At 54.2% G+C, this 12,912-nt stretch carries 9 protein-coding genes and 1 pseudogene; 8 read left to right on the forward strand and 2 right to left on the reverse strand.

All coding sequences use genetic code 11. From position 1 onward, the window contains the following. The 5 genes and pseudogenes from RC74_RS09020 to RC74_RS09040 all read left to right on the forward strand — a co-directional run bounded on the left by RC74_RS09020 (position 1) and on the right by RC74_RS09040 (position 5,392). On the forward strand, positions 1–1,131 hold the full coding sequence (locus RC74_RS09020; RefSeq protein ID WP_179946763.1) for a hypothetical protein: 1,131 nt from the start codon (positions 1–3) through the stop codon (positions 1,129–1,131). A gap of 33 nt (positions 1,132–1,164) precedes the next feature. Then, positions 1,165–3,099, forward strand: coding sequence for an ATP-binding protein (locus tag RC74_RS09025; protein WP_039001968.1), 1,935 nt, complete (start codon positions 1,165–1,167; stop codon positions 3,097–3,099). Continuing rightward, positions 3,096–4,441, forward strand: a pseudogene (locus RC74_RS09030) (DUF6638 family protein). The gene RC74_RS09025 and the pseudogene RC74_RS09030 overlap by 4 nt, the downstream one beginning before the upstream one ends. Continuing rightward, positions 4,438–4,707 (forward strand): hypothetical protein, encoded by a 270-nt coding sequence (locus RC74_RS09035; RefSeq protein ID WP_052274794.1) that lies wholly within the window; start codon positions 4,438–4,440, stop codon positions 4,705–4,707. Before RC74_RS09030 ends, RC74_RS09035 begins: the two are co-directional and overlap by 4 nt. Positions 4,708–4,714: 7 nt before the next feature. Continuing rightward, positions 4,715–5,392, forward strand: coding sequence for a DUF1523 family protein (locus tag RC74_RS09040; protein WP_039001970.1), 678 nt, complete (start codon positions 4,715–4,717; stop codon positions 5,390–5,392). Between the two features lie 52 nt (positions 5,393–5,444). Here the strand turns inward: RC74_RS09040 and RC74_RS09045 are convergent, their stop codons facing one another. Next, positions 5,445–7,805: an aldehyde dehydrogenase family protein gene (locus RC74_RS09045; RefSeq protein WP_039001971.1), complete on the reverse strand. Its 2,361-nt coding sequence runs from the start codon at positions 7,803–7,805 to the stop codon at positions 5,445–5,447. 4 nt (positions 7,806–7,809) lie between these two features. After that, complete coding sequence (gene deoC / locus RC74_RS09050) at positions 7,810–8,820, reverse strand: deoxyribose-phosphate aldolase (protein WP_039001972.1); 1,011 nt, start codon at positions 8,818–8,820, stop codon at positions 7,810–7,812. A gap of 180 nt (positions 8,821–9,000) precedes the next feature. Between deoC and rpe the strand changes: the two genes are divergently transcribed. From rpe to RC74_RS09065, 3 genes are read left to right on the forward strand one after another with little or no spacing between them, the layout of a single operon-like run. After that, a complete protein-coding gene (gene rpe, locus RC74_RS09055; RefSeq protein ID WP_039001973.1) occupies positions 9,001–9,693 on the forward strand; it encodes a ribulose-phosphate 3-epimerase in 693 nt (230 codons plus the stop codon). Positions 9,694–9,697: 4 nt separating this feature from the next. Continuing rightward, positions 9,698–10,126, forward strand: coding sequence for an arsenate reductase family protein (locus RC74_RS09060; protein WP_082802228.1), 429 nt, complete (start codon positions 9,698–9,700; stop codon positions 10,124–10,126). Between the two features lie 54 nt (positions 10,127–10,180). Then, positions 10,181–12,895: a DUF2339 domain-containing protein gene (locus tag RC74_RS09065; RefSeq protein WP_052274795.1), complete on the forward strand. Its 2,715-nt coding sequence runs from the start codon at positions 10,181–10,183 to the stop codon at positions 12,893–12,895. Positions 12,896–12,912 lie beyond the last annotated feature (17 nt).

Raw genomic sequence — 12,912 nt, forward strand, 5'->3', positions numbered from 1 at the left:
ATGACGATCAAAGAAGACTTAATGAATGACCACGTCGGCCTAACCGACACCTTTGCTGCGCGCCGCTATTTTGCCAAGTTTGAAACGATCACCGGCCATCTTGAAACCGTGGCCGACATGATGAAAGATCAGCAACGTCTGTCCAAACGGGACCGCAAAGTTGTGCTCGATTATGTGCAGCGTTTAGGGCGTACGTTTCGCGCGCTGGCCAACAAGTATTTGTTGACTGGGCGCGACACTGGAACGTTTTTCGGTAGTCTTTCTATCGACAGCACCGAGAGCGGCTTTCCCGTTTTCCATGAAATCCTGAACATGGCCGCGGATGCGCAGCAAGCCGAACGCCATTTGCGCAATATGCCAAGTATCGAGGCCCTAAAAGACGATATGGTGCGCACGATTGTTGGCGATCTTGAGATTCCGACCAAGTTGCAATTCGCTATGTCACAGCGTAAATATTACGAGGCTCTGCGGGCAAACGAAATGTTTTGGAATCGCAATGATCCAGAGCTTCTGTGGGCAGGAACCGTCGACAATCGGCGCAGTTTTTTGGTGCATTGGGCGGTTTACGACAGCGAAAGTAACCTGCCCGTTATTTACTTGATGGATGTCGAAGATACGGGCGCAACCGCGCTTCCCAAGGACACCCGTCGTTGGCCACAAGCCCAAGCCAAGTTGATGTCCCAAAGCGTGGCGGGCCTGAAATTGGTGACCATCGCAAAAGGGTTCGACCTTGATTTCGATGACCTTCACCCAAAACGTCTGCGGCGGCTGTATGTTGGCCCGATGTATAGCAGCGCTTTCACGCTCCAAAACGGACCTATTCGGCAGGTTCTTGAGGATGCGCATTCCCCGCAGGGGGAGGATTGGGCGCTGGCTTGGACAGTTGAAACCCTTGAAAGTGAACGTGTTGTTGAGGAAAAATCCGGCTGGTTTGGTAAAGTCGAGCGCGAAGTTTTTGCCCTTGATCCCTTTGGCGCACAGGGCGTGGATTCAGGCGCGACTCGGACACAGAGGTCTCTCATTTTACCCCAAAAGCCCTATCAAGTTTTGGATGATTTAAAGATTCCAGGCTTTGCAAATGTGCAGAAATTCGTCGTCGCGCCCAGTGGGCGTGTCATCAGCTATAATTAAAATGCCCGTTACATTAGAAAATAGGATGTCGATATGAGCCTGTCGAGCGATCAAATGGAACTGCGCGAAGAAGATATTCGCAAACATTATGATGCGGCATCGGCGCTCTTGGTGGGCTTTGACCACACCCCACGCATTGGCAAAGGCAAGGACACGTTGGGCGCTGAAAAATCGGCCGGCCTCGGAACACGGCGGCGGTTTCGCAGCACAACGCCGGGCCTTGTGACGCGCAGCACTGCCCGCCCAGAGGGGGTCCAGCTTGTTGCCCGCATAGAGGGGGCAGATGAGGCCGATCCGTTGACGTCGCCGCTTCAGGCCAGCGCGATGCATGCCATGCGGCGCGCGCTTGCGATTTCGCTCGCAGTGTCGGAACAATTTGGCGAAACAACCCATCTTGCCGCATTGAAACGCGATAATTTGGCGGGAGCCCTTCAGGAGGCGCGCCGGACAGAATTCACAGAGTTACTTACGGCGGAAGCCCTTATTTCTCTCCATGTTTTCGCGAATTCCTGCGCCTACCTATTGGCAGCCTTCGTGGGGGAAACCACGGTGGAGGTCGGCGAGGTTGAGGAGGTTTTGACGGACAACGGCCAAATCGCCTTGCACGGCGCGCTTTGGGAATTGGATCAGGATATCGGGGCCTTCGCCACGGAGGACGCGCGGCTTGCCGCGACGATCTTGGCGTATTGCGAACAATTGATGGAAAAAGTTACCCTGCGTGCGCAAAATGTTACGACTGTGGGGTCCTTTTCGAGTGCGACCTATCAAGTTGAAGCCGATGATTTGACGATCGCGGGTTTTACACCTGCTGGCCGTGGGAAAAGCACCAAACTCACCATGTCGTTCAAGAAACCGAACGAGGTTGTCGGGAACCACATCGCCAAATATCAATCCATGAAACTGGCCAAAATGTTGATGGCCTATGATTTTGACCGCAAGCTTAATCCCTTTGCCGAGCTTGGTGGGTTCATCTTTACGTTCATGGGCGATGGCGCGCCCGGAACCGGAAAAACGACGCTTATCCAGATGATGGCGGGCCTGATCAGTGAGTATTGCAATGTTGCGGGCTATACCTTCCGGTTTCAAAACCTGAGCACGGATAATATCGATAGTTATCAGGGCAAGTCGGGACAAAATGCCAAGGCGTTTATCAACAATATTCTCGATCCAAACGTCATTGGCTTTGGCACTATTGATGATATCGACCAACTTGCAGGCAAGCGAGGTGATCGACAATCCAGTGCGGGGCAACTCGAAATTACCGCAGTATTGATGGAGAGTTTCGCGGGCGCAAATACCGTCGTGCGCGGGAATTGTACCTTTGGGATGTTCAGCAATTACCCCGAGAATGTCGATGACGCGTTGCGGCAACGTGCGGGTGCGCGCTTCCTTGTGGATGGACCGCAAACCCGTGATGATTATATTGATATTTTGAGCCTTCTTATGGGTAAGAACCACGATATCCCCTTGGGGCAGCACAATTTATTCTCGGCGCAGGAAATCAAAAAGGCCGTTGCCGCAAGCTTTGATGGGCATTCAAAACCGCACGAATTGGGCCTGCTCAACGTTTATGATCGGGTGCATTCTGACCTCGGAAACCTCGACACGATTGCCAAGATCGGAACCTATTTAAAGGCCATTCAGGAAGCGGACCCACGCTTTACGGGGCGGGCCATCAAGAACATCACGGACGCTGTCAAAGTGCGTGCGATGGACTTTGAATTGCCCGATGAATGGATGGAAAATCCAGAGTTATTTTTGTTCAAACCCTACGACGAGAAGCGCGCAATGATCGAAGATATGCGCAAACCTATTAACGTCGAAATCGTGATCCAAGAGGTGAACCGTTACGCGGATTCCGAATTCCGATATGCCGATAAATCCGACGAAGTCGCGATCGAAAACGCTGTTCGCGATATGGAACGCATGGAAGAAGCGAAGCGGCGGTATCTGGGGGGGCACGTATGATACGCCTGATCCAACGCGGTTTGATGTTTGGAAATCTCGTTCCTGTGAGGTCGACCGTCCTTGTGGCGCGTTATAATACGGCGTTGAAATTGCTTATAGGTAAAGAAACAGCGCTGACGGATTTTCACATTGATCTGTCGGGATACTCGCCCGAAATCGGCGATGAGTTTGGCGATCATTTGTACCTCAATCAGGGGGGCTGTAACCGTCAATTCATTCTACTCACGACGGAACAAAAACGAGCGCCGCTGTTGAATGCGCAGTTCTCATCCAGCCGTCGAATTTTACGACAGTTCATCGAGCAGAATGAGGCAGAACTGTTCGCCCTTACGGCCCGTGATGCGGTTGGCGGAGAATTGGAAAACTCGGTGTTTTCGGTGAGTGATCCCGCGCATCTTTTGGACATTCGCACAATCGTTGTGCGGGCGGATACAACCCAGTCCCACGTTGCGAATGCAGAGGTTTTGTCCGAAAAGATTACCGATTTCAAAACGCGCCCTGATGCGTGGTGGGATGATGTCCTCATCGCAGAAATGATTGAGTTAGCAAAGAAAACCGGCGATGTGACACGCAATCCTGTTACCCTTAAAGCTACAAAATTTCAGCAAGATGATTTTTGGACCAAGCATTTCGGCGGGTTGTATGTTTTCCGCGATGTGGAGCATCCCGCAGCAATCGCGAGCAATGGGCGCGAGGCAGTTGCAGGCCTCCCAATGGAGTTTGTTTTCGGCATCAAGCAACGCACAAAAATTGCGCAGTTTCTTTCGTTGAATGATTTGGTCGAGCCCATTTGGGAGGGAAAATCCGTCGATGTACCCTCGATTTTACGGCAGAAAATGGATTTCATTGCCATAGATGTCGCCGCGGAAATGGGTGCGGATTTGGCGAAGGCGGATCGGCGCGAAATCCGCAATCTGACGCGAAAATATGCCGAGAACCTACCGCAGGAATACATCGAATTGGCCAAGCTATTGCGCTGGTCCGAGGGCGATGGGCCGTGGCCGCGCCTAAATTCCAACGACGCGGCCTATTTCTATACTTTGCGGGCGCGGTCGGGTCCAAATTTTGATCTGGTCAATATGTTGCTCGCGGAATTATCGCCAAAAGACATCCGTCAGCTCTTTATTTGCCACAAAGAACAGTTTTACCAACGCTACAGCACATGGGCCGATAGCAAGAAAACCTATGTCGCGGATTTTCTTGTGTCTGAGTATCAGGTGGATAAAGTCGGGGCACGCGAGGCGCTGTTTGGGGGGAGAACTCGATGGCCGAACCAGAAACTATAGTTGAAGACATTATCGACCGAGTCGGCCCGTGGGGTGCCGTGAGGAGGCGTTCATGATTTTCACCCTTGCGCGGCAGTTCTTTTTTGCATTCGTCGGGCTGACGGTTATCTATCTGATTTCGCGTTGGTTTGCGGCGTCTTTGCGCCGTGAGGATTTGGAAGAGGAGTTCGACGAAGAGATCAAAGAGGGCGATCGGGATGCCTTTATTGAGGACGGGATGGAGCGGTATCGCAAGTCGTTTCGTCGTAAAGCGCTTGTCCTGATCTATGTCATTCCCCTTGTTCTTTATGTCATCGTTCTCTATTTAATCAATTTTTATTGAGGTCGTCATGCGCTACGTGAAAATAACTTTCTGGGTCTTGCTCGTTACGACGGTCTTTGCTTTTTTCCACTATAATCTCCCGCAGCGCGACATCGTGCGCATCACGGGGACCGAGATTATTCGGGCCGATTTTTCGGGATCGAACAGTTTCTTTTATGCCGAACCAGACAGCGGTGCCCAAGCGGCCACCAACCGCGATTTACGTCTCGTGAACGCGGCATATGACGGCGGAAAAATTATTGTCTACCGCAATGAAGACACCGGAATTTTCGCCTGGCCGCCTTACTTCAAGATCAACAGTTCAAACCTCCAGGCGGAGGCTGCGGATTTGATTTCGTTGCGCGACGCCCCGATTTGGGTCGCGGTTACCCACTATGGTTGGCGCAGCGAGTTTTTGTCGATCTATCCAAATATTATCAAGTTTAAAGTTGTCGACGGGCCAGACGTGCGGCTTATCCCATGGATGAGTATCATCATCCTGCTCGCGTTTGCCGGTTTGATCTTCTGGCTTTGGCGGGTGTGGGTGCAATTCCGCGAACGTAAAATCGACCCCTTGCTGGATGATGCGACAGAGGCCCTGGAGGCCGCCGACCAACGCGCAGATGCCGTTAAGGACCGCGCGCGCGGTGTTTGGGGACGGTTCAAGGCGTGGCTTGGGTCTTGGCGCGTAAAGCCACGTAAATAGGCTTAACTGGATTTGGGCGCGCATCGAACGGTTCGATGAGCGCCCATATTTTTTACTCCCCGTAAGGAATCCAGATGTTTTTCACTTCGGTGGCCTGCATGAGGAATTCGCGGCCTTCACCCTGTGGCCCATACCAATCGCGCGCGTGGCCCTGATTGAGCCATGTGCGTTTTAGGTTGCCCGCGGAGCGGTGTTCAAGATCGCCAGAGATGTCGGTAGACGAGAAGTTCCAAATCGCGTCGACGTCCATATGGTCGGCAAGAGTTGCGCCAAGACCGCTGTGTTCGCCGGTGATGATATTCACAACACCTGCAGGAACGTCGGACGTATCAAGCACTTGATAGAAGTCGGTTGCCGCCAGTGGGAATGGCTGGCTTGCCACAAGGACGCAGGTATTGCCCATCGCAATCGCGGGGGCCATTGCCGAAATTAAGCCAAGCAATGGCGCTTCGTCAGCACAGAGCGCGCCGATCACACCCACAGGTTCCTTCATCGCTAAGGCGACGCCACGAATGGGAACGCCATGGGCAAGCCCATCGTATTTGTCGGCCCATGCGGCATAAGTGAAAAGGCGGCTGATGGTGGCTTCGACCTCCTCCTTTCCGCTGTGTTTTGCGGATTTTGGTTGCATGGCGTCTAGGGTCTTGGCAAATTCTTCGGCGCGGGTCGAAAGGTTTTCTGCGATGTAATAGAGAATCTGCGCCCGCAAATGTCCTGTGGTTTTTCCCCATTTTGACGCGCTATGGGCCGCTTCAACCGCATTGCGAATGTCCTTGCGACTCCCGACGCCAACATGTCCGATCAAGGCTCCTTTGTGGCTGTAAACGGGTTTTGAATAGCCGCTATCAGGACGTGCCTGTTTGCCGCCAACATAGAGTTTCGCTGTGCGGTCAAGGCCGTCGACCTTGACGGTGCTTGGTTCAGGAATGGTCTCGACAGGTGAGAGTTTTTTGAGTTTGGATTTGGGTTTGGTATAGGCCGAAAGCCCTTCCCAGCCGCCTTCACGTCCCATGCCACTTTCCCGCACACCGCCAAAGCCAGCAGCGGCATCAAAGAGGTTGGTGGCATTGACCCAAACAACACCCGCAACAAGTTTGGGGGCGACGTCAAGGGCGAGGTTGACGTTCTCGGTCCAGAGGGTCGCCGCAAGGCCATAGCGCGTGTTATTGGCGATTTGGACCGCTTCGTCGGGAGTGCGGAAGGTGGTCGCGCAGAGGACGGGGCCAAAGATTTCTTCCTGCATCAAAACCGACGATGTGTGAAGGTCGGTGATCAATGTTGGTGGGTAAAAACAGCCCTCGGCAGGCATTGCGCAAGGCGCTTGATAAACGGTGCCCTCGTTGCCGTGGCCTGCTACAAGGCGCTTGATGGTTGCGAGTTGTACGGGGTCCACAATTGCGCCCACGTCGATACATTTATCGAGCGGGTCGCCGATGCGCAGGCTGGCCATGCGCGCGCGCAAACGAGCGTAGAAATCTTCGGCTATGCCTTCGTGAACCAACAGGCGTGATCCGGCGCAACAGACTTGGCCTTGGTTGAACCAAATCGCGTCGACAAGCCCTTCGATGGCGCTATCGATATCGGCGTCGTCAAAAACGATGTAGGGGGATTTGCCGCCCAATTCTAACGTGAGAACCTTGTTTTGCCCCGCGGTCGCGGCGCGAATTTTGCGGCCAACTGCGGTGGAACCGGTGAAGGCCACTTTGTCGATCCCCTCGTGGGTAACAATAGCTTCGCCCGTGGCACCATCGCCGGTGACGATGTTGACGACCCCATGTGGCAGGCCCGCTTCTTGACAGATTTCCGCAAAAAGCAGCGCCGTAAGGGACGTGTATTCCGCTGGTTTCAAAACGACAGTGTTTCCCATTGCAATCGCAGGCGCGATTTTCCAAGCCAGCATCAGGAGCGGGAAGTTCCACGGAATGACCTGACCACAAACACCGATGGCTTCGGCGTCGGGAAGTTCAGCTTCCATCAATTGCGCCATGCCCGCGTGGTAATAGAAGTGCCGCGCGACCAAAGGAATATCGATGTCGCGGCTCTCGCGGATGGGTTTCCCGTTGTCCAGCGTTTCAAGAACCGCAAAGAGGCGGGAGTGCTTTTGAACGAGGCGTGCGATGGCGTAGAGGTATTTTGCCCGCGCATGTCCTGATGTTTTGGCCCACGGACCTTGCGCCGCGCGGGCTGCTTTTACGGCGGCGTCAACATCGCCTTGGGTGCCTTGGCTGATGATCGCGAGGGTCTCGCCATTGGCGGGGTTTTTGCTCGGGAAGCCTTTGCCGGGCTTGGTGAAGGCGCCGTTGATGAAATGGCCAAAACTGTCGCCGCGATCTACCAGCCATGCAAGGGCTTCGGAGGCGCTTTCGGGGGCGGGGCCGTATTCCATTGTGTCGAATATCTCTTTTACTGTCATGGTCTTATCCAATCGCGTGGCGGTGGGCGGCGGAATAGCGGCCGGTAACATGGTGCTCAAGTTGGCGCTCTAAGTCGCCCAAAAGCGAGCTAGCACCAAAGCGGAATAAATCGGGTTCCAGCCAACGGTCGCCCAACTCATCCTTGATGAGGGCGAGGTACGTAACCGCGTCTTTGGCCTTGGAGATGCCCCCCGCTGGTTTATAGCCGACACGATAGCCAGTTCGCGCGTGATAGGCACGGATGGCGCGGATCATCACGAGGGTGACGGGGAGGGTGGCGTTTACTGGTTCTTTACCCGTTGATGTTTTGATGAAATCCGCGCCTGCCATCATGCAAACAAGGCTCGCGCGGGCGACATTGCGTAGGGTTCCAAGCTCGCCCGTTGCGAGGATTGCTTTGACGTGGGCGTCGCCACATGCTTCACGCATGGCGCGCATTTCGTCGTAGATTGCTTGCCAGTTGCCAGTAAGCGCGTGGCGGCGGGAAATCACGATATCGATCTCTTTTGCGCCGGCCTTAACGCTTTCACGGATTTCTTCTAGGCGTAGGTGGAGGGGGGATAGACCCGCAGGGAAACCTGTTGATACGGCCGCAACGGGGATACCCGTTCCCTTGAGGGCGTCGACCGCCGTTTCGACCATATCGTGATAAACGCAAACCGCGCCGGTGGTGATCGGGGGCATACCGAGCGCGTCGAGAATATCCGCGCGTACGGGATGGGCGGCCTTGGCGCACAGGCGTCGCACGCGACCCCAAGTGTCGTCGCCGGAGAGTGTTGTAAGGTCGATCAACGTAATCGCTTTGAGCATCCACGCCGCTTGATAGTCTTTTTTCACCGAGCGCCGTCCAGAAATCGAGGCAGCGCGGCGCTCAATCGCGGAGGTGTTCGCATGCACCGAAAGGACCCAGTCCAAATCAAGGTCCATCCCAGGATTGCGTGGCTCGTGGACTTGCGGCAATTGCGCGGTGGCAACAGCGGCAGTTTTTACCGTCGTCTTGGCTTGGTTTTCCATCAAAGAGGCTCCGGATTGATCAGGACAAAGGGTCTCATTATTCCTTCGTTATTGCAAGTTTGACCGTTTGGTCAAGGATTGGTGCGCTGAGAAGGCTAAATCAGAGTGTTTTCAAGGCTCGCAAAGCAAGGTAGGTAGAAGAAAGAGAGCCTAAAACCCGCTTAGCCCACGGAGACCCCAATGAGTTTTGACCGTAATATTAAAATCGCCCCGTCCATTCTTGCCGCAGATTTCGCCAACTTTGGTGCCGAGATTTTGGCGGTTCAGGAGCAGGGGGCGGACTGGATTCATGTTGACGTCATGGACGGGCATTTTGTGCCAAGTATTACGTTCGGTCCAGAGACTTGTAAAGCGATCCGTCCCCATATCAAAGGTGTGATGGACGTGCATTTGATGATTACGCCGGTCGACGCCTACATCGAAGCCTTTGCCAAATCCGGTGCCGATATTATTACTGCCCACGTCGAAGCGGGGCCGCACGCGCACCGAACCGTTCAAGCGATCCGCAATGCGGGCGCCAAGGCGGGTATCGCGCTTAATCCAGCCACACCTGTGGAAAGCATCGAGTATTTGTTGGATATGATTGACCTCATTTGTGTGATGACGGTGAACCCCGGATTTGGCGGGCAAAAGTTCATTCATAGCCAAATAGATAAGGTTAAAAAACTTCGTGCCATGGTTGGAGATCGTCCCATTCACATCGAAATTGATGGCGGAGTGACCCCCGAAACAGCGCCCCTTGTGACGGCTGCAGGTGCAGATGTTTTGGTCGCGGGATCGGCAGTATTCTCTGGTGGTAGTGTGCAAAACCCAGCGCCCTATGGCGAAAATATCCGTGCAATTCGGGCAGCGGCAGTTGCGGCACAGGGTTAGGGGGATGAACAGCGCCATCTACCACAACCCAAAATGTAGTACGTCTCGGTTTGTTTTGGAGATTATGCAACTCGCAGGAGAGACTCCGGAGATTGTGTTGTACCAGCAAGTCGGGTGGACGGAAGACCTGTTACGCACGCTTTTGACGGACGCGAAACTCTCGGCGCGCGATATACTGCGCACCCGCAATACGCCTGCAAAAGAGCTTGGCCTAATGGACCCTGCGACACCAGACAGCGAGATTTTACGTGCGATGGTTGCGGACCCGATGTTGGTCGAGCGCCCAATCGTGCGGACCTCTAAAGGGGTCGTTCTTTGCCGCCCTAAAGAAGTGATTTTCTCGGTGCTGAACGACCAGTCTCCGCGGACCCTAATGACGACTAAAGGCGAGAGCTTTCAAATCCCGCGGGACGAGATTTTAGAGCAAAGTTGACAGGCCTAAGGGGCAGCCCTAGGAGTCTCCGAATAAAAACAAGGGGAGAGCGGCGTGGGATTATTCGACTTAGGCGGTGTATTGATCCCGCTGGCCTTTCTGTGGATGATCTTTACCCTTTTCCGCCAAAGCAAAAAACTTAAAGACCTCAGTGCGCGTATGGACGTTCTGGAAGCGCCAAACGCGGCCACGGACACTGCACCGAGTGAAGCGGCATTGCCGACACCGGAAGGTTTTGTTCCCGCGTCGGCAGCAGCTGTCGAAGATGTAGCACCCACAATCTGGCCCACGTCCTCCCTCAAAGAAGTGCAGAGACCAGAACCCTCAAAAGCCTTTGTTCTGACCTCCGATAACGCGGCTGCGATTACGGAATGGCTCAAAGAAAAATGGTTCCTCGCAGTTGCCGCGCTTTCGTTCGTTTTGGCGGGTGTATTCTTGGTGCAATACAGTGTGGAAAACGGAATTCTGACCCCTGTTTGGCGCGTAGTTGGAACACTTTTCCTCGGCGCGGCCTTGATCGCGGGCGGCGAATGGGTGCGCAGGCGGGCCAGCGATGAAACGGGGCATGCCGCAGCACTTCCGTCGACACTGTCGGGTGCTGGGATCGTTTTATTGTTCATCGGCGTGTTGGCGGCACGGCAAATGTATGGCCTCATCGGTGCGGAAATGGCCTTCGTTAGTCTTGTGGCCGTGTCCTGTGTGGCGCTTGTCCTTGGCTGGTTCTATGGCCCGTTTCTCTCGATTGTTGGTTTGCTCGGAGCCTCGCTTGCCCCGTTTCTTATCGGCGGGTCCAGTACGGCTCCGAATTTCCTATATGCCTATTTTGTCCTTATTTGCCTTGTCGGATTGGCGATTGATACGGTGAAACGCCGTGCGTGGGTTTCGGTTTTGTCGATAGTTGCGCCCTATTTTGCGGCAATGGTTTTGTTTCAATCGGGCACGACGGAAGGCGTTTATTTCTTGGCGTTTGCCCTGATTGTTGCCGCGGGCGCCACGACCATCCCCGTACGAACCCTATATCCCAACCACGAAGGCACATCCGTTGGGCAGGCGGTTTGGCGTCTTGTCCGAAAGGATTTCTCGTCGTCAATGGAGACGCTGCCGACCGTTGAGTTCCCGACGCGGCTGGCGTTCGGTACGTTTGTTGCGGCCCTTGTCGTCATTCTAGCAGTTGGGGCGGATGCTCCGAATGCGACCACCGCGTGGGCGGCCATTGGCGCGGCTATGCTCCTGTTTGTGGCCACTAATTTCTGGCTCCGTGCAGCACCCGCTCTTTGGGAATTGGCGATGGGGCCTGTGGTGGTGTTTCTGGCCTTGATCACCCTTGAAGGGATCAATCGCGGGCCATTGCTCGCGGAATTTAAAGCGGGTCTGACGCGCGCTCCAGAGACCGCCCTCCCAACAACCGTTTTCATTCTCGTCGCGCTCGGAATCGCGATGAGCTGCGTGCTTTTTTGGCTCGGGAACAACCGCAAAAATGGTCGTTTTGCCTTGAGCGTCGGTGCCGCAGTTACGGCCAATGCCACGCTTGTTGCGCTCGAAGCGTTTTGGCAACCGGTGTATGTTTTAACAGCGAACCTATGGGCCGGTATCGCGATGTTTGTCGCCGCGTTGATGGTCGGCATGGCGCATCGGGTCGCCCGCTTGGACAGCCCTGATAAACGCCGCGCGACCATCTTTGCGATGTCGGCCCTCTCCCTGATAAGCTTTGCGCTCACGATAATGTTGTCACAAGCGGCGTTGACGGTGGCCTTGAGCGTTATGGTGCTGCTTGCTGCTCTTCTTGAGCGTAAATTCGACATGCGGCGGTTGGCGTATTTTGTTCAAGTTGGCACGATCGTTGTCTCTTATCGGTCTTTTGTCGACCCTGGATTTTGGTGGATTTACCGTGTTTCGACGCTGGAATTCTCTTTGGTTGCGATTGCAATTCTTGGATTGATAGCGGCGACGTTTGTCGTCCTGAGAACCCGAGACCAGAAAGGCGCGCTTCTGGTTGTGGAATCTGCGTTCTGGAGTCTTGCGGCCATGTTTGCCAGTGTCGGCCTCGCGCGTTTGGTGGATTATTTGGGCGGCGGCGATGAAATCACGGTTTCGTTGGCGGCCTTGGTGGTTTGGGTCTCGGCGGCCAATCAGTTGTACCGCGCAAAGCATGGAGCGCGCATGTTCCGGATCGTGCGGCTTGTACTTGCTTGGATCTTTGGCATTTTGGGAACAGTGTTGATGCTCGTCGAACTGATTATTTTCAATCCAGTTTGGGGCTTAGAAGCTAAGTCGGTTATCGGCCCTATCCTCCTAAACTCTTTGATCATTGGCTATGGTGGTTTGGCCTGCCTCTTTGGATTTATCGCATGGAGTATGACGCATCTGAAGCTGCGGACGCGAAAATTCTATGCAGGGCTTGCGACCCTCTATGCGGTGATTTTCGCCGCGCTTGAAATCCGCCATATTTGGTGGGGCGGCGATATGGAAGACTACCAAGGGGTGTTTGATGAGGAGTTATATAGCTATACAATCGCGATGCTTTTATCCTCGGCGGCGCTTTTATTCTATGCGTTTTCCCGTCGCAATTTGATGCTGCGGCGTTTTGCTATGATCGGCATTGGTCTCACGATTGCGAAGGTCTTTCTAATCGATATGTCAGGGCTTGCGGGCCTCATTCGGGTCGCTTCCTTCCTTGGCCTCGGGTTGTCACTTGCGGCGCTTGCGTGGATCAACGGCAACATGACGCGCCAATGGGATCGCAGTCCAAATCAAAACGACAACACTTAGCATTCAGATAGGGTTGT

Origin of the sequence: Falsihalocynthiibacter arcticus, assembly GCF_000812665.2 — a bacterium.
GTDB classification, from domain to species: Bacteria; Pseudomonadota; Alphaproteobacteria; order Rhodobacterales; family Rhodobacteraceae; genus Falsihalocynthiibacter; species Falsihalocynthiibacter arcticus.

Coding starts and splice junctions, on each gene's coding strand:
- RC74_RS09020 (WP_179946763.1), top strand. CDS start 1: ATGACGATCAAAGAAGACTTAATGAATGACCACGTCGGCCTAACCGAC.
- rpe (WP_039001973.1), top strand. CDS start 9,001: ATGAGTTTTGACCGTAATATTAAAATCGCCCCGTCCATTCTTGCCGCA.
- RC74_RS09035 (WP_052274794.1), top strand. CDS start 4,438: ATGATTTTCACCCTTGCGCGGCAGTTCTTTTTTGCATTCGTCGGGCTG.
- RC74_RS09045 (WP_039001971.1), bottom strand. CDS start 7,805: ATGACAGTAAAAGAGATATTCGACACAATGGAATACGGCCCCGCCCCC.
- deoC (WP_039001972.1), bottom strand. CDS start 8,820: ATGGAAAACCAAGCCAAGACGACGGTAAAAACTGCCGCTGTTGCCACC.
- RC74_RS09025 (WP_039001968.1), top strand. CDS start 1,165: ATGAGCCTGTCGAGCGATCAAATGGAACTGCGCGAAGAAGATATTCGC.
- RC74_RS09060 (WP_082802228.1), top strand. CDS start 9,698: ATGAACAGCGCCATCTACCACAACCCAAAATGTAGTACGTCTCGGTTT.
- RC74_RS09040 (WP_039001970.1), top strand. CDS start 4,715: ATGCGCTACGTGAAAATAACTTTCTGGGTCTTGCTCGTTACGACGGTC.